This window comes from Bradyrhizobium sp. KZN70725, from assembly GCF_055264925.1.
This window is the reverse complement of the sequence record NZ_JBUYWT010000003.1, coordinates 1-22,869: the sequence shown is the minus strand read 5'-3', so window position 1 is coordinate 22,869 and position 22,869 is coordinate 1. Positions and strand designations below refer to the sequence as shown.

The window sequence follows — 22,869 nt, the reverse complement described above, 5'->3', positions numbered from 1 at the left end:
GGCTATCGCGAAATCTCGACAATGCGCAAGCTACGAGATCAAGCAGCTGCGATGCCGATTGTAGGGTTTACGACACCTGGTCGAGGCGGCGGCTTGCGCTATCGAAAGTAGCCGAGACAAATCAAGCACAAGACTCCTTGGCATGAGACTTGAAGGCAAGGCGTAGTCCCGCACCTTTGCTTATGGAATCGGAGTGATGGCCTACAAAATAATCGCGTCACAATGCACGGTCTGCGGTGCGTGTGAGTACGAATGCCCTAATGCCGCGATCAGCCTGAAGAACGACATATATGTGATCAATCCGAGCCAGTGCACTCAATGTGAAGGGCATTTTGATGCGCCGCAATGCGCCGTCGTTTGTCCGGTGCCCGATACCTGTGTGCCGGCATAGTTCGAATAGCCGACGGGTGGCCTCCGGCGCAAAACATGATCGAAATCCTCGAGGGCGGCTACCTTTTGGGTCGGTCTCCTAGTTCTTTCACACCCTGGCTTCGAGTCGGCCGTGACTTGGGCGATCTGCTCGGAGGAGAGGCGACGCAATCATCGCCGTCGGGAGATCGTCCATGCGCGAATGGAGTGGGCAATGGTAGCTATACAAGAGACGGTCGAGCGCGTCCGGCGCATCGACGTCGACCAGTATCGATATGGGTTTGAGACGCAGATCGAGTCCGACAAGGCCCCGAAGGGCCTATCGGAAGACACCGTCCGCTTCATCTCCGCCAAGAAGAATGAGCCGGCCTGGATGCTGGAATGGCGCCTGGAGGCGTATCGCCGCTGGCTGACCATGACCGAGCCGACCTGGGCGCGCGTCGACTATCCGAAGATCGACTACCAGGACATCTATTACTACGCGGCGCCGAAGCCGAAGAAGACGCTGTCCTCGATCGACGAGATCGACCCTGAAATCCTCAAGACCTACGAGAAGCTCGGCATCCCCCTGCGCGAGGTCGCGATCCTCGAAGGCGTCGAGCCGCCGCCCGGCGGCGAGCAGACGCCGAACCGCAAGATCGCGGTCGACGCCGTGTTCGATTCGGTCTCGGTTGCGACCACCTTCCAGAAGGAGCTGAAGGCGGCCGGCGTGATCTTCATGCCGATCTCCGAGGCGATCCGCGAGCATCCTGAGCTGGTGCAGAAATATCTCGGCACCGTGGTGCCGACCTCGGACAATTACTTCGCGACGCTGAACTCGGCGGTCTTCTCCGACGGTTCGTTCGTCTATGTGCCGCCGGGCGTGCGCTGCCCGATGGAACTGTCGACCTATTTCCGCATCAACGAGCGCAACACCGGCCAGTTCGAACGCACGCTGATCATCGCCGACAAGGGCTCCTACGTCTCCTATCTCGAAGGCTGCACCGCGCCGCAGCGCGACGAGAACCAGCTGCACGCTGCCGTGGTCGAGCTCGTCACGCTCGATGACGCCGAGATCAAGTATTCGACGGTGCAGAACTGGTACCCCGGCAATTCGGAAGGTAAGGGCGGCATCTACAATTTCGTCACCAAGCGTGGCGACTGCCGCGGCAAGAATTCCAAGATCTCCTGGACCCAGGTCGAGACCGGTTCGGCGATCACTTGGAAATATCCGAGCTGCATCCTGCGCGGCGACAATTCGAGCGGCGAATTCTACTCGATCGCGATCTCGAACGGCTTCCAGCAGGTCGATAGCGGCACCAAGATGATCCACCTCGGCAAGAACACGTCGAGCCGGATCATCTCCAAGGGCATCGCCGCCGGCAAGTCGCAGAACACTTATCGCGGCCTCGTCAGCGCCCATCGCAAGGCGACCGGCGCGCGCAACTACACCGCCTGCGACTCGCTTCTGATCGGCGACAAATGCGGCGCGCACACCGTGCCCTATGTCGAGGCCAAGAATTCCTCGGCGACGTTCGAGCATGAAGCGACGACGTCGAAGATTTCCGAGGACGTGCTGTTCTACTGCTTGCAAAGGGGCTTGAGCGAGCAACAGGCCATCGGCCTTGTCGTCAACGGTTTCGCGAAAGATGTCCTGCAAAAGCTTCCGATGGAGTTCGCGGTGGAGGCGCAGAAGCTGATCTCGATCTCTCTCGAGGGATCTGTCGGATAACCAAACGTCCCGCGAGCCCTCGAACGCGGCTCGCCGTTCCGGACGACGCATTTTGAGGGATCAGATCAAAAATGACGCTGCTCGAAATCCAAGATCTGCATGTCGGTGTCGACAGTCGCGAAATAATCCGTGGCCTCGATCTTATGGTCAATGCGGGCGAAGTGCACGCGATCATGGGGCCGAACGGCTCCGGCAAGTCGACGCTGTCCCACGTCATCGCCGGCAAGCCGGGCTATGAAGTCACCGGCGGCCAGATCCTTTTCAGGGGCGAGGACCTCCTGGAGATGGAGCCCAATGAGCGCGCCGCCAAGGGCGTATTTCTGGCGTTCCAGTACCCGGTCGAGATCCCCGGCGTCACCACCATGAACTTCCTGCGCACGGCGCTCAACGCCCAGCGCAAGGCACACGGCCGAGGGGAATTCTCCACGCCCGAATTTCTGAAAAAGGTCCGTGAGGTGGCCGAGTCACTCAACATTACCCGGAACATGCTCAAGCGCGGCGTCAATGTCGGGTTCTCGGGCGGCGAGAAGAAGCGCAACGAGATCCTGCAGATGGCGTTGTTCGAGCCGAGTCTATGCATCCTGGACGAGATCGATTCCGGGCTGGATATCGACGCCCTGCGTATTGTCGCGAGCGGCATCAACGGCCTGCGTTCGCCGGAAAGGGCGATGATCGTGATCACCCACTATCAGCGGCTCCTTCATTACATCGTGCCCGATTATGTGCACGTGATGTCGAAAGGCCGCGTCGTGAAGAGCGGCGGCAAGGAACTCGCGCTGGAACTCGAGGCCTGTGGCTACGCCCAGTTCGAAACCGCGGCCTGACGGCTCAAGGGATTTCCCCATGAAGCAAGTATTGGCTAAGGCCGATGCCGGGTGTGCAACGAGCAATATTCTCGCAGCTGCGCTCGGACGGCTGCCTGGCGCGGGCCTCGTCCCCCATATCCGTGCGAGGGCATTCGAAGCCTATGAGCGCGCCGGCCTGCCGCATCGGCGCATGGAGGCCTGGAGATACACGGATCTGCGTGCCCTGATCGGCGAGGTGTTGCCACTCGCTCCGCGACCGGATGCGGCGGCGTTGGCGCGCGCAAAGGCGTCGGTCAGGCGAGTGGCTGTCGATCAGGCCGTCAAATTGGTCTTGGTGGACGGCATATTCGCGCCTGAGCTATCCGATCTCGGCGAGCTGGAAAATGAGCTCCATGTGCAGTCACTGCGAGAGGTGTTGGAGAATTCGGCCACTGGCGCAATGGCCGGTTTGGTGCTTTCGACGACGGACGATGCGGTGATCTCGCTCAATGCGGCAATGGCCTCAGATGGTCTGGTGATTTCGATTGCCGAAGGCAACACGATTAGACGCCCTATTCAAATCGTTCAGGTCGCAACGGGATCGTCGGTGTCCGCTTTTACACGCTCATATCTGCAGCTCGATAAAGGGGCGCATGCGACCGTGGTGCAAAGTTTCATCTCGGCCGAAGGCGCGAGCGGCTATCAGGCCAACGATGTCTTAATCGCCCTGGTTGGGGACGAGGCGAGTCTTTCGCATATCCGCGTAGCGGCCGACGCCGCTGATGCGGTGAACATCTCATCGGGAATCATCGCGGCCGGCACCAGAGCTAAGCTCGATCTCGTCAGCATGACGTGCAGCGGCTCCATCAATCGCTATCAGGGATACGTGACGCTGGGTGGCGAGGGATCCAAGCTCTCTGCGAACGGGGTTAATCTCATCAAAGATAAACTGCACGCCGACACAACAATCGTGGTCGACCACGCCGTGCCGCATTGCACCAGTCGGCAGAAATTCCGCGCGGTCGTTGATGATTGCGGCCGCTCGGTGTTTCAGGGCAGAATCGTCGTTCGTCCCGTCGCCCAGAAGACCGACGCCAGCCTGTCGACGCGAGCGCTGCTCTTATCCGACCAGGCCGAGGCAGACAATAAGCCCGAACTTGAAATCTCGGCCGACGACGTGACCTGCGGCCACGGAGCGACCTCAGGAGCGTTGGATGGCAATCTCGTATTCTATCTGCGCGCGCGCGGGCTGTCCGAGAAGGATGCGCAGATGTTGCTCATTAAAGCGTTCATTGGAGAGTCGATTGAAGAGATCTCCGCCGATAACCTGCGCGATTTTGTGACCGCGCAGGCTGAACACTGGCTGCAGGAACGGCAATGAACGAACATCCCGCGGTCAGCAATGATCGTTACGAGGTCGACCGTTTGCGTAGTGACTTTCCGGCGCTGGCCATGACCGTGTACGGCAAGCCGCTTGTCTACCTCGATAACGCTGCGTCCGCGCAAAAGCCAAATGCGGTGCTTGACCGCATGACGCAGGTGTACTCCAGCGAATATGCCAACGTTCATCGTGGCTTGCACTATCTCGCCAATGCGGCGACCGAGGCGTATGAGGGGGCCCGTACCAAGGTAGCGCGGTTTGTGAACGCGCATTTGAACGAAGAGATCATCTTTACCCGCAGCGCCACCGAGGCGATCAATCTTGTCGCACAGACTTTCGGTCGAGAGCGCATCAGCCCGGGTGATGAGATCGTTCTGTCAATTTTGGAGCACCACTCCAACATTGTGCCATGGCATTTTCTTAGGGAGCGGCTCGGTGCAGTGATCAAATGGGCACCAGTAGATGATGACGGTAACTTCTTGCTCGATGAATTTGAACGACTGCTGACCTCCCGCACCAAGATGGTTGCAATCACACAGATGTCGAACGTGCTCGGCACGGTTTTGCCGGTGAAAGACCTGGTGAGAGTCGCACATGCTCGTGGTATCCCAGTGTTGGTCGACGGCTCACAGGGGTGCGTCCATCTGAGCGTCGACGTTTGCGACATTGATTGCGATTTCTACGTCATGACCGGCCACAAACTCTATGGTCCGACCGGAATCGGCGTACTTTACGGAAAATCCGACCATCTGGCATCGATGACGCCCTTCAATGGTGGCGGCGAGATGATCCGCGAGGTCTCACGTTCCGGCGTCATTTATGGTGATCCGCCGCACCGGTTCGAAGCGGGTACGCCCCCGATCGTCGAGGCGATCGGGTTGGGCGCGGCCGTGGATTACATTAATTCAATAGGCAAGGCTCAGATCCGCAAGCACGAGAGCGAACTGCTCGCTTACACGCAGGAGAAGCTCGGGGACATCAACTCCGTGCGCATGATCGGGGCGCCGGCCGAGACGGGGCCGATCATCTCGTTTGATGTGAAAGGTGCGCATGCGCACGATATTGCCACCGTCGTCGATCGGGCCGGTGTAGCGGTGCGGGCAGGGGCTCACTGCGCGATGCCGCTGCTCAAGCGCTTCGGGGCGTTGGCAACATGCCGTGCGTCCCTTGGACTTTACAACACCCGTGAAGAAATTGATGTGCTCGCGCGCGCACTTATCAAGGCACACCAGCTATTGGCGTGATCGGCTGGCGTGCTGCGTCGAGGTGAGAGGGAGCCTGCATTGAGCTGCGAAGTTGAATGACGTCGTGCCCCTGAGCATTATCGTCATCGCAGAAGGTCAACACCTGAGGTCTCGGCAAGCAAAGTTCGCATTGGCAGGCCTGGTCGGCCAGGGCACCGCCGTTTTTCCTTTGCGACCGCCTTCGTCGAGCGCGGGGGCCGTGTTCTAACGGCAGGTCGCGCTATGGCGCACCTGAACGCAAGACCCAAAAGATGCCACTAAGCACGCGGCGGTCATTTACGCGCTGAACGCCGCGCGGCTTGTTCGGCAGCATCGGTTTGATGGCGGTCCATTCGCAATCGCTGAATTCGTGGCGCATGATTCGAGGTTCCGGTTTCGGAGCTTGAACCATGCCTCGGGCAACGCCATCAACCGGCAACGCCCCGTGGCGTGCCGCTAATGCTCTGAATACACATCCACTTTTGGCGGCATAGCGGACTTGGCCGGGCTTGCTTGTGGCTCGACCCGGTCGTGAATGACCCCCGAAGCGGACATGACGTAGGATCGGCCTTGGAGGACTACCAGGGGCCAGTCGCGCTGGTCATGAAAAGTAATCGGAGCTTCGAACGAAAGGCGACTCGCATTCACGTCAGGCCTTTGTTCGAAACTCGCATGCGATCTGGTCGATGCGCGATCCATAGTCGCGTATGGCCCTGAAGGCCGTGCGTCGCTCCGCGCCCCGAGAAACGCGATCGTTGCCTCCACGAGGAGCAAAGAACTGTGCGAACAACCTGTCTAGCTCGCCAGAATCTCACCTCGCGTCCCTCCGAATGCGGTGAAAGGAGAGAGGTGCGGGCGATCTCCGTAGCTGAGACGTTTCGCAGAGTTTAAAGGAAACCTATGGAAATCCACGGCACTGCAGCCACTATGACTGTGCCGAGGAGCAGGGCCAGCATGTACGCCAGGATCGGACCCATGCCTTCGTCGGGATGAATCCGGCTGATGGCGCACGCCGCATAGTAGCCGACGCCGAATGGCGGCGCGAAAAGTCCAATCCCCATCGCCAGAACGACGACCATGGCATAGTGGACCTCATGCACCCCCACCTGACGGGCAATGGGGAAAAGCAGCGGACCGAAGAGCACGATGGCAGGGATGCCTTCGAGCACGCTTCCCAGGACGACGAACGCAAGGATCGTGACGATCAGAAATATCGGCGCACCACCCGGCAAGGAGGTCATGAAGTTCGCAAGTGATGCCGAGAAGCCCGATTGGGTCAAAGCCCAGGCCATCCCCGTCGCCGCACCGATGATGAAGAGGATCGCGCCGGAAAGAGCCGCGGTCTCAACCAAGATCGGATAGAGGCGACGCCAGTCGAACCGGCGATAGATAAAAAGCCCGGCCAATACGCAATAGACGATGCCTATCGTCGAGACCTCGGTGGCCGTTGCTACCCCCTCGACCACTGCAGCGCGGATCACAAATGGAAGGGCAATGGCGGGAATCGCGATCAGAAAGGAACGGCCGATTTCACGCCTGGTCGCCCGCTGAACGTGCGACAAATCCTCTCCACGGTACCGCCACCACACCACCACGCACAGTCCGACCGCCAGCACGATCGCCGGCAATAATCCGCCCGTGAACAGGGCCGCGATCGACACGCCTGTCACCGATCCGATTGTGATCAACACCAATGATGGGGGGATCGTCTCGGTCTGAGCGCCGGTCGCCGCCAGGAGTGCGACGAGGTCACCACGCTTGGCGCCGCGTCTGGTCATTTCGGGGAAGAGCACAGGCGCTATTGCTGCCATATCGGCCGCCTTAGACCCCGAAATACCCGAGACCAGATACATCGCACCGACCAGCACATATTGGAGGCCGCCCCGAACGTGGCCGAGCAGGCTGGCGAGGAAACCGACCATGGCGCGGGCCATGCCGGTCATTTCGATCAACAAGCCGAGGAACACGAACATCGGTACCGCAAGCAGGATGAGATGGCTCATGCCTTCGTCCATGCGACCGATAACGACCACGTCGGGTGTGCTGGCCGTCAGCGTTATGTAGCCGATGGTCGTAAGGCCGAACGCGAAGGCGATCGGCACCGCTGCGAAAACCATGGCGCCAACGATAAACACGAAGAAGATCAGCAGGTTCAGATTGCCGAGCGGTTTAAGGATTGGCGCGAGCAGCGCGAGAACTCCGATCAGCGTTCCCACCGCAGCGATTGCAGCCGCGAGGTGCTTCACATTGGCCGTGGCTGCCAGCCTCAGAGTGGCAACGACCAGCATCAAGCCGATGCCGACCGGCAGGGCGGCGGCGCGCCAAGTGTTGACTATTCCCAGGGCCGGAGTTGTGATGAAGGCTTCGTCGGCCGCAAACTCGTAGGCGGGGCGAACCACCAGAAGCATGAACGCGAACGAGGCAGCCGTCGCAAAGACGTCAAGGAACAACCTGGCTTCCGGGCGGATCATGCCAACGATAGCCGTCATCCGCATATGCTCGGCCCGCTGGAAGGCGACGACCGATCCCAGCATCGCCAGCCACAGAAACAGGATGCCGGCGAGCTCATCCGACCAGACAATCGGGGTATGGAGCACGTAGCGAGAGACGATGCCGACGAAAAGGACTATCACCTCTGCGATGACCAGCAGTGCGGCAGGAATGGCGACGACGGGCTTCAGTGCCTTGTTCAGGTTCACGGCGGCCTTGCGCCATCCGGAGACAGGCTCAGGAAGAGCAAGTGTCGCCCCGTCCATGTGCGCATGTTCCATGGCTCACCCCAACTTGCCCGCGGCTTTCTCAAGTTGAACCCAGGCCTCCGCGCCGAATTTGGATTTCCAGTCGGCATAGAAGCTCGTCTCTGCCAGCGCCTGCCGGAAGGCGGATCGGTCGACGTCGAGGAATTGCATCCCCTTGGCTGTCAAGTCGGTGCGGAGGGATTCACTGAGCTTTGCGATGTCGGCTCGTTCATCGTTGGCCGAGCGATCGAGTTCGTGCGTCACGATCTCTTGCACGTCCTGCGGAAGCTTCTGGAACGCGCGCTTGTTGCCGAGGATCCAGTAATTGTCCCAGACGTGACCCGTCAGGCTGCAGGTCTTCTGCACCTCATACAGGCGCGCCGTTGCTATGATCGGAAGGGGATTTTCCTGACCGTCCACGACCTTGGTCTGGAGCGCGGAATAGACCTCGTTGAAGTTGATCGGCGCTGGTCCTGCCCCGAGCGCAAGAAACAGCGACGTCAGATTGGGTGCGGCAGGTACCCTGAGCTTGAAGCCCTTGAGGTTGTCCGGTGTCTTGATCTCACGGCCCGACGACGTGATGTGGCGGAAGCCATTGTCCCAAGGCTTGGACACCGCCATGATAGGCGTTTTGGCGATCTGCGCGCGGATGTAGGCGCCGAGTTCGCCGTCCATGGCCTTCCAGACGGCATCGTAGTTGGGGAAGAGGAAGCCGAGATTCACGACGCCCGCGGCGGGTACAAGGGTAGCGAGGATTAGAGAGGAAAGGTTGAAAAACTCGACGCTACCGTTGCGAACCTGCGTCAGCAGATCCGTATCCGAGCCAAGCTGGTTGGCGGGAAAGAGATTGATTTCCAAGCGCCCGCTAGTCGCTTCCTTGATGCGATCGGCGGCCTCCTTGGCCCGAGCATTCACCGGATGCGCGGGGTCCTGCCCGGTCGCGAGCTTGTAAGTGAACTCTGCGGCGGCGGCCGGGCGGCTGAGGACGGCGCACAACGGGACAGCCGCGCCGGCCAGGAGCAACTTGCGACGGGTGATGGCAGTCGATTTGCGTTGGGTCATTGCTTCCTCCTTGTTGAGTATCGGTATGTTGATCGGCAGCAGCACGCTTCTGCAGTTCCGGCCGGTTCTCGGGCACCGGCCGTCAGGCAGCGGCCATCGTTCTCCGCGGCGACGCCGCGTAGGCGATGCTTCCCTCAGTCGAAGTTGACGTATCTAGGTGCGCGCTTAGCGCAGCCACCCCTTGATCTGCCTTGCAACTTCCGCAGTCGAAATGCCGTAGCGATCGTGCAGCGTGGGAAGCGCCCCAGCGGCAAGGAACTCATCGGGCAACGCGATCTGGCGGAAAGCTGGATGGACGCCGGAGCGCATCAACAGCGCTGCAATCGCCTCTCCGAGCCCGCCGATGATGGTATGGTTCTCGGCGACCACGACGAGACGGCCGGGTTTTGCTGCTTCGCGCAGTATCGCTCCGTGGTCGAGCGGCTTGATTGTCGGTACATGCAGCACAGCTACGTCCACGCTATCACCGGCGAGTTCCTTTGCAGCTTCCAGCGCTCGCATGGTCATGATTCCAGAGGAGATGATCAGAACGTCCCGAGCGTCCCGAATCAAGGATGCCCTGCCGAGCCTGAATTGATAGTTGTACTCGTCCAGGACGAGGGGCACCTGACCACGCAAGAGCCGCATATATACGGGCCCGTGATGCGCCGCGATGGCCGGAACGATCTGCTCGATCTCGTGAGCGTCGCAGGGATCGATCACGGTCATGTTCGGCATTGCGCGGAACAGCGCGAGGTCTTCCGCCGCCTGGTGGCTTGGGCCGTAGCCGGAAGTGAGACCTGGCAAGGCGCAGACGATCTTTACGTTGCGGTCTTCCTCTGCAATCGTCTGGTGGATGAAGTCGTAAGCGCGCCGCGAGGCGAATACGGCATAAGTCGTTGCGAAGGGCATGAATCCTTCAGCCGCCATGCCCGAAGCCGCACCGTAGAGGAGCTGCTCCGCCATACCCATTTGATAGTAGCGGTCTGGAAACTGCTTTGCGAAAATGTGCAGGTCCGTGTACTTGCCCAGATCGGCGGTGAGGCCCACCACCTCGGGGCAGCTCCGGGCCAATTCGACAAGCGCGTGACCGAACGGCGCTGGTTTTGTCTTTTGTCCCTCGGCGGCGATCGACGCGATCATCGCGGAGGTGGTGAACCGCGGTTTCCCGGGCGTACCTGGGGTAACCGACTTCATGACCTGTCTCCCGCATCAAGTTCTGCCAGCGCCAATTTCCATTCGTGCGCTTCGACCCGAATGAAGTGATTCTTTTCTCGCTGTTCGAGGAACGGAACTCCCTTGCCCATGAGAGTGTCGGCGATGATGATCCTCGGTTGCTGCTCGGGGTGCGAAATCGTTGCGTCGAATGCTGCCACGACGGCGTCCAGGTCATTGCCGTCGACGCGGCGTACGAACCAGCCGAAGGCCTCGAGCTTGTCGACCAACGGCTCGAACCCCATCATCTGTTTCGAAGGGCCGTCGGCCTGCTGGTTGTTGACGTCAATGATCGCGATCAAATTGTCGAGCTTGTGGTGCGCAGCCGACATCATTGCTTCCCACTTCGAGCCCTCGTCGAGCTCTCCGTCCGAGAACAGCGTGAAAACGCGGCTCTTGGAGCCCTTGTGCTTCAACCCGAGGCCCATGCCGACCGCGATGCTCAGTCCGAGCCCCAAGGACCCGCCGGACATTTCCATACCGGGCGTGTAGGACGCCATGCCTGACATCGGCAGGCGGCTTTCGTCGAAGCCATACGTCTCGAGTTCGACTTCGGGGATAATGCCGGCCTCGATCAGTGCGGCATAAAGGGCGATCGCGTAGTGACCGTTGGAAAGGAGGAAACGATCGCGATCTTCCCAGGTTGGCTCCTCAGGCCGGTAGCGCATCGCGTGAAAATATGCGACCGCCAACACGTCGGAAATATCGAGCGCCTGCGCGATATAGCCTTGGCCTTGAACTTCGCCCATGCGCAGGGCGTTGCGGCGAATGTTGCGCGCACGCTGCGAAAGGCTGGGCGTGTTGACAAGTAAACTCGTGGACATCCGTCTCTCCATCGCTGCTCTTAGTGAATGAGCATCCCGCCGTTGACGTCGATCACGGAGCCTGTGACGTATGCCGAGAGGTCCGATGCAAGAAATGTGTAGATACCGGCAACGTCCTTGGCCTCCCCGAACCGTCCGAGCGGAATGCCTTCCAGGATCTTCGCTTTCATCTCGTCGTTGAGCTTGCCAGAGGTGATGTCGGTGCCTATCAATCCCGGCGTGACGCAGTTGACGCGGATACCATCGGCGCCAAATTCCCGAGCCATCGCCTTGGCAAGCCCAAGGACCCCGGCCTTCGCCGCCGAGTAGTGCGGACCACCGAAAATGCCGCCGCCGCGCTGGGCCGATACCGACGACATGCATGCAATCGATCCCGATTTTTGCTTGCGCATATGCGGGATCACTGCCTGGGACAGGAACAGAATGCCCTTCAGGTTGACGTCCTGGATACGGTCCCAGTCGGCCGGCGTGATGTCGAGGAATTTGACCGGCTGTGTGATGCCGGCATTGTTGATCAGGATATCGATTTGGCCGAAAGCGTCAGCGACAGCTTCGACTGCCTTCTGACACGAAGCCTGGTCGGCGACGTCGCAAGCAATTCCGATATGAGCGTCGCCGAGGCCTTGCGCGGCAGCCTGTGCGGCGGTCCCATCGATGTCGAGGATGGCGACCCGCGCGCCCTCTTCGGCAAATCGCCTGGCGGTTGCGAGGCCAATCCCACGAGGCGAGGCCGCCCCCGTGATGATCGCCGTTTTGCCGCGAAGCAGCATTCGAATCCTCCCTGTCCCTGTCGTTTTGGACGCCGCGGTAGGCAGCCGGTCCTCTTGCCCCATTGCTAGAGCCGAGGGGCCGGCCGGGACAAACGCGCAGTTGTCTTGGATGTGTGAATCTGGTTCACTTATGGGTATGCTGCTGTCGAGCATCCCGATCTCCGCTATCCGGGCCTTCGAAGCGGCTGCGCGCACTGGCTCCTTCAGCGATGCGGCCGACGAGTTGCATTTGACGCCGAGCGCCGTCAGCCACGCGATCCGCAAGCTGGAAAGCACCATGAGCACCGTTCTGTTCGAGCGGAGTGCTCGTTCCGTCCGTCTAACGCCCGCTGGTGAGAACCTGATGCGCCACGCCGGTGCGGCCTTCGACAATTTGCGGCGCGGGATCGAAGAAGTCGCAGGTCGCGGGCCGCAGCTCCTGAGGGTGCATTGTGCCCCAAGTTTCGCAGCGCAATGGCTGGCCCCGCGCCTGACCAAATTTCTCGCGGCCGAACCGAAACTGGAGGTTCGGCTCGCCGCCAATACGGAGTACGCCCGCTTCACGAACGACGATTTCGATCTGGACATCGTCTACGGTTCACCTCGCGGTGAGGGCCTCGAAGTGATCCCGCTTGGTGAGGAAACCGTCACCCCTCTGTGTGCTCCTCAAATCGCGAAGAGAATCCGCCAGCCAAAGGATTTGTTGAGCCAAGTTCTTATTCGCTCCGACGTAAAGCAGGTTCAATGGTATCAATGGTTCGCCGCGAACGGGCTCGAACCTCCAGCGATCCATGGAATGCGATTCGACCGCAGCTTCCTCGCAATAGCCATGGCTTGCGGCGGGGTTGGCGTGACGTTGGAATCAACTCGGTTGGCTGAAAGTGAGATAGCATCGGGGCGCCTGATAGCGCCCCTGGCTGGCCGCTCCACCGACATCCGCTACGTTGGTCATCATCTAGTGTTCCCGCGCGCTGGCCGTCAGCGCCGCGCTTTGCAGACCTTCGTGGAATGGATCAGGTCTGAGATTGCGCCAAGTTTATAGATTAGCGTGAGCTGGAGCTGACATCCGCTCCTGACCCTTCGCGTTATTTGGTCGCGCTGCGGAATTTGGTCGCTATCGGGCCATAGCGGATTCTGGCAAGCCGTCCGCCCGGCAGATTTATGGGTTCATCGTCTAGAACGAAAACACGCGCTGATAGCTGAGCGGGGCCATTTCGCGCATAGCTCCCCCTTGTTCCGTTTCGAACAGGTCAAACCAAGAAGCCTCCGAGCAAAGCGCGATGTCGCGTTCGCAACAACGGCGTTGCCACCGCGCGAGACGCGCTAACTGCCGTTAATCGTTGTGGGTTTTGTGTTCGCCAAGCGCTGGCATGCTGGTTGCAAAAGTTCTGGTCCGAAGCCGCTCTTGCAACAGCTAACCTTGAGGACATCAGATGAGTCTCGCCACGACCCAGAGTATCGCAGATATCAGGGCTCGCAACAAACAGCTGATCGAGGAGGTGCTGAAGGTCTATCCGGAGAAAACCGCGAAAAGGCGTGCCAAGCACCTCAACGTTCATCAGGCCGGCAAGTCCGACTGCGGGGTGAAGTCCAACATCAAATCCATACCCGGCGTGATGACGATCCGAGGCTGCGCCTATGCGGGATCCAAGGGCGTGGTTTGGGGACCGATCAAGGACATGGTCCATATCAGCCATGGTCCTGTTGGCTGTGGTCAGTATTCGTGGGGATCGCGCCGCAACTATTACGTTGGTACGACGGGGATCGATAGCTTCGTGACCCTGCAATTCACCTCCGACTTCCAAGAAAAGGATATCGTATTCGGTGGTGACAAGAAACTGGTCAAAGTTCTTGACGAAATCCAGGAGCTGTTTCCCCTCAACAACGGCATCACCATCCAATCGGAATGCCCGATCGGACTGATCGGCGACGATATCGAAGCTGTCTCAAGAACTAAATCCAAGGAGTATGGAGGCAAGACCATCGTGCCGGTCCGCTGCGAGGGTTTTCGTGGCGTATCGCAGTCACTAGGTCACCACATTGCCAACGACGCGGTACGTGACTGGATCTTCGACAAGCTCGAGCCCGACGGCACACCAAAGTTCGAGCCGACGCCTTACGATGTTGCGATCATCGGCGATTACAATATCGGCGGCGATGCCTGGTCATCGCGAATTCTGCTGGAGGAAATGGGCCTGCGGGTGATCGCGCAGTGGTCCGGGGACGGTTCACTCGCTGAACTCGAGGCAACTCCGAAAGCCAAGCTCAACCTTCTGCATTGCTACCGTTCAATGAACTACATCTCCCGCCACATGGAAGAGAAATTCGGCATCCCCTGGTGCGAATACAACTTCTTCGGACCTTCAAAGATCGCAGAATCGCTGCGGAAGATTGCGGCCTATTTCGACGACAAGATCAAGGAAGGGGCCGAGCGCGTGATTGAAAAGTACCAGCCGCTGGTGAACGCGGTGGTTGCGAAGTATCGCCCGCGCCTGGAGGGCCGAACGGTCATGCTGTATGTCGGCGGGCTTCGTCCGCGTCATGTGATTGGCGCCTACGAAGACCTCGGGATGGAAGTCGTTGGCACCGGATACGAGTTTGGCCACAACGACGATTATCAGCGCACCGCTCAGAACTACGTAAAGGACAGCACGCTGATCTATGACGACGTCAATGGCTACGAGTTCGAGCGCTTCGTCGAAAAGCTCCAGCCTGACCTCATCGGCTCGGGCATCAAGGAAAAATACGTGTTCCAGAAGATGGGTGTGCCGTTCCGGCAGATGCATTCCTGGGACTATTCGGGTCCATATCACGGCTATGACGGCTTTGCGATCTTCGCGCGCGACATGGACATGGCTGTCAACTCGCCTGTCTGGAAGAAGACAAGGGCACCCTGGAGGGAAACGCCGAGGGCCAAGCTCTTGGCTGCAGAATAGAGCAACAAGTCTCGCTCTCAGCGGAGAGCGGGGCGGTCAATTTCGACAGTAAAAGGATCTTAATAATGGCGCAAAGTGCCGAGCACGTGCTCGATCATCTCGAACTGTTCCGCGGTCCAGAATACCAGCAGATGCTGGACAAGAAGAAAATGTTCGAGGATCCCCGCGAGCCTGCCGAAGTCGAGCGTATCAAGGAATGGACGAAAACGCCGGAGTACCGCGAGAAGAATTTTGCGCGGGAGGCGCTAACGATAAACCCGGCCAAGGCCTGCCAGCCGCTTGGCGCCGTATTCGCCTCCGTCGGCTTTGAAGGCACGCTGCCATTCGTCCACGGCTCGCAAGGCTGCGTGGCCTATTACCGCAGCCATCTGTCGCGACACTTCAAGGAGCCGAGCTCCTGCGTCTCTTCGTCGATGACGGAGGACGCTGCTGTATTCGGCGGCCTGAATAACATGATCGACGGCCTCGCCAACAGCTACAACATGTACAAACCCAAGATGATTGCAGTCTCCACGACCTGCATGGCTGAGGTGATCGGCGATGACCTGAACGCCTTCATCAAGACGTCCAAGGAGAAGGGCTCGGTTCCGGCGGAGTTCGACGTGCCGTTCGCCCATACGCCGGCCTTCGTCGGCAGCCACGTCACCGGCTACGACAACGCGCTCAAGGGCATCTTGGAGCATTTTTGGGACGGCAAGGCCGGAACGGCGCCGAAGCTGGAGCGCAGGCCGAACCAGGCCATCAACATCATCGGCGGTTTCGATGGCTATACCGTCGGAAACCTTCGCGAGATCAAGCGCATCCTGGAACTGATGGGAATCCAGCACACCATACTCGCCGACAACTCCGAAGTCTTCGACACCCCGACAGATGGCGAGTTCCGGATGTATGACGGTGGCACCACGCTGGAAGACACAGCCAACGCCGTTCACGCCAAGGCGACAATCTCCATGCAGGAGTGGTGTACGGAGAAAACGTTGCAATTCGTGGCCGAGCATGGTCAGGATGTCGTGTCCTTCAACTACCCGATTGGCATATCTGCAACGGATGACTTGCTGGTGGCGTTATCGCGGATCGGCGGCAAGGACATTCCCGAGCAACTCGCACGAGAGCGTGGCCGCTTGGTCGATGCCATCGCCGATTCCAGTGCGCATATCCATGGCAAGAAGTTCGCGATCTATGGTGATCCGGATCTCTGCTACGGAGTAGCTGCCTTTCTGCTCGAACTGGGCGCCGAGCCAACCCATGTGCTTTCCACCAACGGCAACAAGGCATGGCAGACAAAAATGGCGGCGCTGCTTGCAAGCTCGCCGTTTGGGCAGAGCTGCCAAGTCTACCCTGGCCGGGACCTCTGGCACATGCGCTCGCTCCTATTTACCGAGCCGGTCGATTTTCTGATTGGCAACACGTACGGCAAGTACCTTGAGCGCGACACTGGAACGCCACTGATCCGAATTGGCTTTCCAGTCTTTGATCGGCATCACCATCACCGCTCGCCCGTTTGGGGGTATCAGGGCGGCCTGAATGTGCTGGTCAAGATCCTCGACAAGATCTTCGACGAAATCGACAAGAAGACCAACCTTCTTGGCAAAACCGACTACAGCTTCGACATCATTCGTTGATGACGAATGGTGCACGTGCCATCGCCGAACCCGGCGATGGCACAAACGCATTAAACCTTTCAATTGGCTTCCGCTGAGGGGAAAACGGATGAGTTCGCTGGCGGCTACGGTCCAGAATATTTTCGACGAGCCGGGCTGCGGCAAGAATGGCAGTAAGCCGGAGGCTGAACGCAGGAAGGGCTGCACCAAGCAACTGCAGCCGGGCAGTGCTGCGGGGGGCTGTGCCTTCGACGGTGCCAAGATCGCGCTGCAGCCGTTTACCGATGTCGCTCACTTGGTGCACGGTCCGATTGCGTGCGAAGGCAACTCCTGGGACAATCGCGGCTCGGCGTCGTCTGGCTCAAATCTGTGGCGGACCGCATTCACAACCGATCTGAACGAAACCGATATCGTATTCGGAGGCGAGCAGCGGCTGTGCAAAGCAATCACAGAAATCATCAATAAGTGGGACCCTCCCGCGATCTTCGTCTATCAGACTTGCATCCCGGCGATGATCGGCGACGATATCGATGCGGTTTGCAAGGCTGCGTCTCAAAGGTTCGGCAAACCAGTTATCCCGGTCAATTCCCCCGGGTTCGTCGGCTCCAAGAACCTGGGTAACAAGCTCGCCGGCGAGGCCCTGCTCGAACATGTCATCGGAACGCAGGAGCCGGACTACACAACGCCGTACGACATCAACCTGATCGGAGAATACAACCTTTCAGGAGAGCTCTGGCAAGTGAAGCCATTGCTGGACGAGCTCGGAGTCCGGATTCTCTCCTGCATCTCTGGCGACGGAAAGTATCGCGAGGTCGCTTCTTCTCATCGCGCGCGGGCGGCGATGTTGGTCTGCTCAAAATCTATGATCAACGTCGCACGCAAAATGAAGGAACGCTACGGGATCCCGTTCTTCGAGGGGTCGTTCTACGGTATCCAGGATTCGAGTGATTCGGTTCGCCAGATCGCCCGCTTATTGGTCGAGCGCGGCGCCCCCGAAGAGTTGCTCGGGCGCACTGATGCGGTGATCGCGCGCGAGGAAACGCGCGCCTGGGCTGCCATCGAACCGTACAAGCCACGATTTAAAGGCAAGAAGGTCTTGTTGATTACCGGCGGCGTCAAGTCATGGTCGGTCGTGGCGGCGCTGCAGGAAGCCGGTCTCGAATTGGTCGGAACCAGCGTGAAAAAATCGACCAGGGAGGATAAGGAACGCATCAAGGAGCTGATGGGGCAGGATGCCCACATGATCGAGGAGATGACGCCGCGCGAAATGTACAGAATGTTGAAAGAAGCGGAGGCGGACATCATGCTGTCGGGCGGCAAATCGCAGTTTGTCGCACTGAAGGCGGCGATGCCCTGGATCGATATCAACCAGGAGCGGTGCCATGCCTATCTGGGCTATCTTGGAATGGTCAAACTGGTGGAGGAGATCGACAAGTCGCTCTCCAATCCGATGTGGGAGCAGCTGCGTCGACCTGCGCCATGGCAGGTCTTGGCGAAGGCGATGGTGCAGATGCGATCACCGCTGGCCGAGATCGCTTGCGATCCTGCGCTCGGCGAAACGGCGCGCCGAGCCAAGGAGATCTGCTGCTGCAACAAGGTCGATCTCGGAACAATCGAGGATGCAATCACCACGCATGGCTTGATCAGTGTGGAAGCTGTCAGAGAGCACACCAATGCGGTCGGCGGCTGCTGCAACAGACGCATCGAGGGAATCTTGGCGGCCTCACCATCTGCCCTGCCACAGGCCGCAGAATAAGGACCTGTTATGGCCCTCGTCAAAGCGTCTACTAAATCTTGCGCGGTCAATCCGCTGAAGATGAGCCAGCCGATCGGTGGAGCCTTCGCCTTTATGGGGTTGCGTGGGGCTATGCCGCTTCTGCACGGCTCGCAAGGCTGTACATCCTTCGGGCTCACGCTCTTCGTGCGCCATTTCAAGGAAGCAGTACCGCTGCAAACCACCGCTATGAGCGAGGTCGCAACCGTGCTCGGCGGCTACGAGAATCTCGAGCAGGCGATACTCAATATCCACAGCCGAGCCAAGCCAAAGATCGTGGGGATCTGCTCGACCGGGGTTACAGAGACCAATGGCGACGATGTCGATGCCTACCTCAAGCTGATCCGGGACAAGCATCCGCAACTTGCAAAATTGCCGCTGGTCTATGTCTCGACACCAGATTTCAAGGGAGGGTTCCAGGACGGCTGGGAGAAGGCTGTGGCGCGCATTGTGGAGGAGTTGGTCGAGGGGCCGGGCGTGAGTGGACTGCGCGACCCGTCCAAGGTGAATGTTCTTCCAGGATGCCACCTCACCCCCGGTGATCTAGACGAACTCCGGGTCATCCTGGAGGATTTCGGGTTGCGGCCGTCCTTTTTGCCTGATCTGGCAGGCTCGCTTGATGGGCATATCCCCGATGAGTTTACGCCGACAACCATAGGCGGCATCGGCATCGACGAAATTGCGAGCATGGGACGCGCTCAATGGACGATCGCAATTGGCGCACAGATGCGACGCGCGGCGGAGGTCCTGCAGGCCAAGGCCGGCGTGCCATTTCGCCTGTTCGAACGGCTTTGCGGTCTCGATCCCAACGACGAATTTATCACCTTTTTGAGCGAGATCAGCGGCCGGCCCGTACCGGTGAAATATCGGCGTCAGCGTGGCCAGCTCACCGATGCAATGCTGGACGCGCACTTCCATATTGGTGGTCGCAGAGTTGCGATCGCCGCCGAGCCAGACCTCCTGTTCGACCTATCCAGTATGCTGCATGACATGGGTGCGCAGGTGACCGCAGCAGTGACAACCACACAGTCGGTCGTTATTGAGCGAGTCAAGGCCGAGGAGGTCCTCATTGGCGACCTCGAGGACCTCGAAGAACTCGCCAGAACCAAGCAATGCGACCTACTGGTCACGCATTCGCATGGCAGGCAAGCGGCGGCTCGGCTGAAAATCCCGTTCTATCGCGCGGGTTTTCCGATGTTCGATCGGCTTGGAGCAGGACACCAGCTATCCGTCGGCTACCGTGGTACGCGCGATATGATCTTCGATATCGCCAATCTCGTGATTGCTGACCGCGAGGAGAACCATCAGCCTACGCCCGATAGCTGGCGGGTTCCGGCCGCACTGCCACGACGAGCCGGCCACAGCTCGAATGGCGCAGCTGAGAGGTCGACAGCATGAAGGTCGCATTCGCTACGCAAGATCTTAAACGGGTCGATGCACATTTTGGTTGGGCGAAGAATATCGCAATCTATGATGTCGCGCCGGGCGGGCACGTCTTTCTCAAAGCAATTGAGTTTGAGGGCGATCTCAAGGAAGACGGCAACGACGATAAGTTGGGGCCGAAGATAGATGCAATCAAGGATTGTGCAATTCTCTACGTCGCCGCCATCGGCGGTGCTGGTGCCGCGCGGGTGGTGGCCAACAAGATCCATCCTATCAAGGTGAGCAAGCCGGAAAGCATCCTGGTGCTGCTTGAAAAGCTTCAGGACGTACTGAAGGGAACGCCACCTCCCTGGCTACGCAAGGCCATGGCCAAGGACCAGCGCCGCGCGTTTGAGTTCGACGAATGAGGTGAGATGACCGAAGAAATAGTGCGACAGGGTAGCGGCATCGACACACCGTTCCTCATGGAGTTGATCAAGATTTGGCGTGCTCAAGATGCCAACGGCGCCTGGACGAAGAAGAGCGATCTCGACCTGCTCGAACCCTATATCTTGGATAAGGAGAAGCGGCGCGCCCTACCTATTGTCGGCGATCCTGATCCCGACACGCTGTGGCGGCTTGAACTATTCTTCGATGCGGTCGCGCTCTCGATCGAGAGGGTCACCGGCGTGATGATCCAGCCCATTATGAAGCTGCATCATGAAGGCTTCGGCCGCGTGGTGTTGATCGCTGGCCGGCTGATCGCCGTGAACAAGCAGCTACGCGATGTGCATCGTTTCGGCTTCGTTAGTCACGTAAAGCTGGCACAGGAAGGCGACAAATATGTCAACGACGGAATCGAGATGGTTCGCAGATTTCCGGACGTGGCGAACTATTGAGGGCGCTCATGAGCGAACGTGAAGCATTGAAAGCAGAACTGAAGAAGCTGTCAGGCAAAGCGCTGCAAGCCAAAATGGATTTGCACGACCTGTCGGAGGAATTGCCTGTCAACTGGGGCTCGATCATGACGGTGGCGCAGAAGGCGTACGATGCCTATGCCGAACTCGAGCGCAAGAGCCATGATTTAAAGGCGCTGGAAAATAACCAGAGGGGCTGACTTATGTCATTTGCAGCGCGCGATGGCCGCGAGTGGATACCAGAATACCTGATATCGATCGATGACAAGAAGTGCATCGGATGTGGCCGTTGTTTCAAAGTGTGCGGTCGAGATGTCATGACTTTGAAAGGAATCAGCGAAGAGGGCGAGCTTGTCAATCTAGACGATGACGCGGACGATGAGATCGAAAAGAAGATCATGGTTCTGAATGATCAGGGCGCATGCATCGGTTGCGGCGCGTGCGCCAGGGTGTGCCCGGCCAATTGCCAGCTCCACACCTCAGTCGGAGCTGAAGTCGCGTGAGCTAAGACCGCCTCGTCCAGTAGCAGCAGAGGATAGTGCACTCACATGCGCCGCCTGCGGATGACGCGCACGTGATCAGTGAGCTCGCAGCTTTGATCAGGCCATCGTGCTCAAACCTCCGAGACCAAGTGACTTGGAAATGATTGATTGGGTATTTTAGTTGGTTGAGAGCAACAACGTCGAGCGGCACGTCGTTGATCGCCCGTCCGCGACAAGGGACACGCGGTTCACCTATGCAGTGGAGCCTTAAGGCGGCCGAGTCGTTGTCTGTCTTCCGGCGGATGCCTTGCCGAGCCCGTGGTGGGCCGGTGGCGTGGTAAGCTTGTGGTCAGCTAGAGATTGTATCCTCGTCGGCAGAGCTTGCGCGGCACGAGCTCGATTGCGTGCAATTCGCCGATAGGAGAACGATCCGGATGTATGGCAGAATCGTTGGCTCATCCAGCCAGTCCACAAGCGCGAATCAGGCTGATGATTCGAGCGAGGCGGGAGATAGCCCCCGTTTTGCGGAAACAGTTGCGCGCATGGAGCGAGGTGGGTCGTCGTCGGGGGCCGCGGCGCCATACTCTCTGAGTTCCGATCCACCAATTATCGAAATCCACGAACAAGACGACTTCATGGATCTCGTGGAGAGATACTTGCGTCGCGATATCATGGACATCGCAGACAACCCACAAGAAGAGTACCCTGAGTTTGTCTCGAAGAAAGCTGAGTGGGCTGCAACTGTTGCTGGAGCCTATGCCAACACTTACCATGACCCGAATAGACCCGCGCGGTTCTTCAGCTATCAACTGGGTAACGAAAGTGTCGGCCTGCTAGCAGTGGGTGGCCCGGTCCGGATCAAGGGAGACCGGTTTCGAGAACAGTTCGGGCGTAACGATATCACGTCCGTCGTAGATCTACGCGTTACTCACCCGCTTGTCGAAAACGCAGGCGATATCCTGCTCGAGCATCAATTGCGATTGGACGGCGATCATCCATTGGTATTGTCACGTCCTGCCCGACCCGGGATGGAGCCCCGTCTGGCTGAAATGGGTTTTGTTCACGTGGCTCAAAATCACTGGGTGCTCGACCCTCACCAGCATCCCGAAGTGTGGACGAAGAACGAGAACGACAAGTGGCAGCGAGTAGACAAGCCTACAAAATATCTTTCCAAAGTCGAAGAGGCCCGCAGCGGTCGTCAAGAGAGCGTTGAGACGAATTCATCTGACGATGACCCTTCGTTTTACTTGGAGCGCGAACTTCGACGAATGGCTGTTGAAGACGATTCGGAATAATCGGAGTGCGGCGGAACTGATCGGTTTTTCGCCATAGCTCGCGCACGAGCAGAAGTCGTAGCCTTGAAGGGGGCGTGCGCCACGTCGCGCTCCCTTATGCTTGCCAGATACCGGTTCGCGAGTTGGTTGGTGGAGCTGGGCCGGCCTTGTGTCATACGTGCCGGACGGCCTGCGGCGCCGAGCCAGCGGGGCTTTGGTACGGTTTGGGAGAGGACCTGCTTTAGTCCGGCTTTTTGAGCGGCAATCTGAGGCAAATGCGAGAACCGATTGCGCTCACGATGTCAGTACTTCCGTTGAATCCGATATCACTTAGGCGGTTGCGAAGTTGGCGATCGTGAAAATCGTTCTGCGACGGCTAAAGCGGGATGGGGTTAGGTTGAATCGATTTAGGATTCCCAAATCAGGTTGTTTCTGATTCATCATGCTGGCTGGACGGAGGCCAGCATGGATGGGCAAGCCGTATTCT

The 22,869-nt window shown here is 58.9% G+C and carries 20 protein-coding genes and 1 pseudogene; 15 read left to right on the top strand and 6 right to left on the bottom strand.

What is annotated here, in order from left to right:
* Nucleotides 1-196 precede the first annotated feature (196 nt).
* From ACZBJS_RS03700 to ACZBJS_RS03680, 5 genes are all read left to right on the top strand, one after another.
* Nucleotides 197-391: a 4Fe-4S dicluster domain-containing protein gene (locus ACZBJS_RS03700; protein ID WP_128971097.1), complete on the top strand. Its 195-nt coding sequence runs from the start codon at nucleotides 197-199 to the stop codon at nucleotides 389-391.
* A 192-nt stretch (nucleotides 392-583) separates the two neighbouring features.
* Nucleotides 584-2,080 carry a Fe-S cluster assembly protein SufB gene (sufB, locus tag ACZBJS_RS03695; protein WP_463438387.1) on the top strand — a complete coding sequence of 499 codons (1,497 nt, stop codon included), beginning with the start codon at nucleotides 584-586 and terminating at the stop codon, nucleotides 2,078-2,080.
* A 71-nt stretch (nucleotides 2,081-2,151) separates the two neighbouring features.
* Nucleotides 2,152-2,904, top strand: coding sequence for a Fe-S cluster assembly ATPase SufC (gene sufC / locus ACZBJS_RS03690; protein ID WP_463438386.1), 753 nt, complete (start codon nucleotides 2,152-2,154; stop codon nucleotides 2,902-2,904).
* Between the two features lie 19 nt (nucleotides 2,905-2,923).
* Nucleotides 2,924-4,246 carry a Fe-S cluster assembly protein SufD gene (sufD, locus tag ACZBJS_RS03685; protein ID WP_463438385.1) on the top strand — a complete coding sequence of 441 codons (1,323 nt, stop codon included), beginning with the start codon at nucleotides 2,924-2,926 and terminating at the stop codon, nucleotides 4,244-4,246.
* The gene (locus ACZBJS_RS03680; RefSeq protein WP_463438384.1) at nucleotides 4,243-5,490 is read left to right on the top strand and encodes a cysteine desulfurase; all 1,248 of its coding nucleotides are present in this window, start codon (nucleotides 4,243-4,245) and stop codon (nucleotides 5,488-5,490) included. Before sufD ends, ACZBJS_RS03680 begins: the two co-directional genes overlap by 4 nt.
* Nucleotides 5,491-5,713: 223 nt before the next feature.
* On the opposite strand, the pseudogene ACZBJS_RS03675 reads toward ACZBJS_RS03680, so the two are convergent.
* From ACZBJS_RS03675 to ACZBJS_RS03650, 6 genes and pseudogenes are all read right to left on the bottom strand, one after another.
* Nucleotides 5,714-5,848 (bottom strand): annotated as a pseudogene (locus tag ACZBJS_RS03675) (transposase); the annotation flags it as partial.
* Between the two features lie 508 nt (nucleotides 5,849-6,356).
* Complete coding sequence (locus tag ACZBJS_RS03670; protein ID WP_463438383.1) at nucleotides 6,357-8,240, bottom strand: TRAP transporter large permease; 1,884 nt, start codon at nucleotides 8,238-8,240, stop codon at nucleotides 6,357-6,359.
* Between the two features lie 3 nt (nucleotides 8,241-8,243).
* Nucleotides 8,244-9,269: a TRAP transporter substrate-binding protein gene (locus ACZBJS_RS03665; protein ID WP_253641101.1), complete on the bottom strand. Its 1,026-nt coding sequence runs from the start codon at nucleotides 9,267-9,269 to the stop codon at nucleotides 8,244-8,246.
* Nucleotides 9,270-9,434: 165 nt separating this feature from the next.
* On the bottom strand, nucleotides 9,435-10,445 hold the full coding sequence (locus ACZBJS_RS03660) for a transketolase family protein (RefSeq protein ID WP_463438382.1): 1,011 nt from the start codon (nucleotides 10,443-10,445) through the stop codon (nucleotides 9,435-9,437).
* Nucleotides 10,442-11,287 carry a transketolase gene (locus ACZBJS_RS03655; protein ID WP_463438381.1) on the bottom strand — a complete coding sequence of 282 codons (846 nt, stop codon included), beginning with the start codon at nucleotides 11,285-11,287 and terminating at the stop codon, nucleotides 10,442-10,444. Before ACZBJS_RS03655 ends, ACZBJS_RS03660 begins: the two co-directional genes overlap by 4 nt.
* Before the next feature lie 20 nt (nucleotides 11,288-11,307).
* Complete coding sequence (locus ACZBJS_RS03650; protein WP_463438455.1) at nucleotides 11,308-12,057, bottom strand: SDR family NAD(P)-dependent oxidoreductase; 750 nt, start codon at nucleotides 12,055-12,057, stop codon at nucleotides 11,308-11,310.
* 139 nt (nucleotides 12,058-12,196) lie between these two features.
* Between ACZBJS_RS03650 and ACZBJS_RS03645 the strand changes: the two genes are divergently transcribed.
* The 10 genes from ACZBJS_RS03645 (at nucleotide 12,197) to ACZBJS_RS03600 (ending at nucleotide 22,403) form a co-directional block, all read left to right on the top strand.
* Nucleotides 12,197-13,078, top strand: coding sequence for a LysR substrate-binding domain-containing protein (locus ACZBJS_RS03645; protein WP_050420793.1), 882 nt, complete (start codon nucleotides 12,197-12,199; stop codon nucleotides 13,076-13,078).
* A gap of 391 nt (nucleotides 13,079-13,469) precedes the next feature.
* Nucleotides 13,470-14,972 carry a nitrogenase molybdenum-iron protein alpha chain gene (nifD, locus tag ACZBJS_RS03640; protein WP_463438380.1) on the top strand — a complete coding sequence of 501 codons (1,503 nt, stop codon included), beginning with the start codon at nucleotides 13,470-13,472 and terminating at the stop codon, nucleotides 14,970-14,972.
* A gap of 65 nt (nucleotides 14,973-15,037) precedes the next feature.
* Nucleotides 15,038-16,594 carry a nitrogenase molybdenum-iron protein subunit beta gene (gene nifK / locus ACZBJS_RS03635; RefSeq protein ID WP_463438379.1) on the top strand — a complete coding sequence of 519 codons (1,557 nt, stop codon included), beginning with the start codon at nucleotides 15,038-15,040 and terminating at the stop codon, nucleotides 16,592-16,594.
* A gap of 88 nt (nucleotides 16,595-16,682) precedes the next feature.
* Nucleotides 16,683-18,329, top strand: a complete 1,647-nt coding sequence (nifE, locus tag ACZBJS_RS03630; RefSeq protein ID WP_463438378.1) for a nitrogenase iron-molybdenum cofactor biosynthesis protein NifE — start codon at nucleotides 16,683-16,685, stop codon at nucleotides 18,327-18,329.
* A 9-nt stretch (nucleotides 18,330-18,338) separates the two neighbouring features.
* The gene (nifN, locus tag ACZBJS_RS03625) at nucleotides 18,339-19,745 is read left to right on the top strand and encodes a nitrogenase iron-molybdenum cofactor biosynthesis protein NifN (RefSeq protein ID WP_463438377.1); all 1,407 of its coding nucleotides are present in this window, start codon (nucleotides 18,339-18,341) and stop codon (nucleotides 19,743-19,745) included.
* Nucleotides 19,742-20,137, top strand: a complete 396-nt coding sequence (gene nifX, locus ACZBJS_RS03620) for a nitrogen fixation protein NifX (RefSeq protein ID WP_463438376.1) — start codon at nucleotides 19,742-19,744, stop codon at nucleotides 20,135-20,137. The genes nifN and nifX overlap by 4 nt, the downstream gene beginning before the upstream one ends.
* Before the next feature lie 6 nt (nucleotides 20,138-20,143).
* Nucleotides 20,144-20,608, top strand: coding sequence for a NifX-associated nitrogen fixation protein (locus ACZBJS_RS03615; RefSeq protein ID WP_463438375.1), 465 nt, complete (start codon nucleotides 20,144-20,146; stop codon nucleotides 20,606-20,608).
* An 8-nt stretch (nucleotides 20,609-20,616) separates the two neighbouring features.
* Nucleotides 20,617-20,826: a CCE_0567 family metalloprotein gene (locus ACZBJS_RS03610; RefSeq protein WP_463438374.1), complete on the top strand. Its 210-nt coding sequence runs from the start codon at nucleotides 20,617-20,619 to the stop codon at nucleotides 20,824-20,826.
* Between the two features lie 3 nt (nucleotides 20,827-20,829).
* Entirely contained in the window at nucleotides 20,830-21,129 is a 300-nt protein-coding gene (gene fdxB / locus ACZBJS_RS03605; RefSeq protein WP_463438373.1) for a ferredoxin III, nif-specific, read from the top strand.
* A 413-nt stretch (nucleotides 21,130-21,542) separates the two neighbouring features.
* Nucleotides 21,543-22,403 carry a host specificity protein gene (locus tag ACZBJS_RS03600; RefSeq protein ID WP_463438372.1) on the top strand — a complete coding sequence of 287 codons (861 nt, stop codon included), beginning with the start codon at nucleotides 21,543-21,545 and terminating at the stop codon, nucleotides 22,401-22,403.
* Nucleotides 22,404-22,869: the final 466 nt, after the last annotated feature.

Excerpts from the sequence above, each read along its gene's own strand:
- sufD (WP_463438385.1), top strand. The coding sequence starts at position 2,924 with ATGAAGCAAGTATTGGCTAAGGCCGATGCCGGGTGTGCAACGAGCAAT.
- sufB (WP_463438387.1), top strand. The coding sequence starts at position 584 with ATGGTAGCTATACAAGAGACGGTCGAGCGCGTCCGGCGCATCGACGTC.
- ACZBJS_RS03655 (WP_463438381.1), bottom strand. The coding sequence starts at position 11,287 with ATGTCCACGAGTTTACTTGTCAACACGCCCAGCCTTTCGCAGCGTGCG.
- nifX (WP_463438376.1), top strand. The coding sequence starts at position 19,742 with ATGAAGGTCGCATTCGCTACGCAAGATCTTAAACGGGTCGATGCACAT.
- ACZBJS_RS03650 (WP_463438455.1), bottom strand. The coding sequence starts at position 12,057 with ATGCTGCTTCGCGGCAAAACGGCGATCATCACGGGGGCGGCCTCGCCT.
- nifN (WP_463438377.1), top strand. The coding sequence starts at position 18,339 with ATGGCCCTCGTCAAAGCGTCTACTAAATCTTGCGCGGTCAATCCGCTG.
- fdxB (WP_463438373.1), top strand. The coding sequence starts at position 20,830 with ATGTCATTTGCAGCGCGCGATGGCCGCGAGTGGATACCAGAATACCTG.
- ACZBJS_RS03665 (WP_253641101.1), bottom strand. The coding sequence starts at position 9,269 with ATGACCCAACGCAAATCGACTGCCATCACCCGTCGCAAGTTGCTCCTG.
- ACZBJS_RS03660 (WP_463438382.1), bottom strand. The coding sequence starts at position 10,445 with ATGAAGTCGGTTACCCCAGGTACGCCCGGGAAACCGCGGTTCACCACC.
- sufC (WP_463438386.1), top strand. The coding sequence starts at position 2,152 with ATGACGCTGCTCGAAATCCAAGATCTGCATGTCGGTGTCGACAGTCGC.
- ACZBJS_RS03615 (WP_463438375.1), top strand. The coding sequence starts at position 20,144 with ATGACCGAAGAAATAGTGCGACAGGGTAGCGGCATCGACACACCGTTC.
- ACZBJS_RS03670 (WP_463438383.1), bottom strand. The coding sequence starts at position 8,240 with ATGGAACATGCGCACATGGACGGGGCGACACTTGCTCTTCCTGAGCCT.
- nifE (WP_463438378.1), top strand. The coding sequence starts at position 16,683 with ATGAGTTCGCTGGCGGCTACGGTCCAGAATATTTTCGACGAGCCGGGC.
- ACZBJS_RS03700 (WP_128971097.1), top strand. The coding sequence starts at position 197 with ATGGCCTACAAAATAATCGCGTCACAATGCACGGTCTGCGGTGCGTGT.
- nifD (WP_463438380.1), top strand. The coding sequence starts at position 13,470 with ATGAGTCTCGCCACGACCCAGAGTATCGCAGATATCAGGGCTCGCAAC.
- ACZBJS_RS03610 (WP_463438374.1), top strand. The coding sequence starts at position 20,617 with ATGAGCGAACGTGAAGCATTGAAAGCAGAACTGAAGAAGCTGTCAGGC.
- nifK (WP_463438379.1), top strand. The coding sequence starts at position 15,038 with ATGGCGCAAAGTGCCGAGCACGTGCTCGATCATCTCGAACTGTTCCGC.
- ACZBJS_RS03600 (WP_463438372.1), top strand. The coding sequence starts at position 21,543 with ATGTATGGCAGAATCGTTGGCTCATCCAGCCAGTCCACAAGCGCGAAT.
- ACZBJS_RS03680 (WP_463438384.1), top strand. The coding sequence starts at position 4,243 with ATGAACGAACATCCCGCGGTCAGCAATGATCGTTACGAGGTCGACCGT.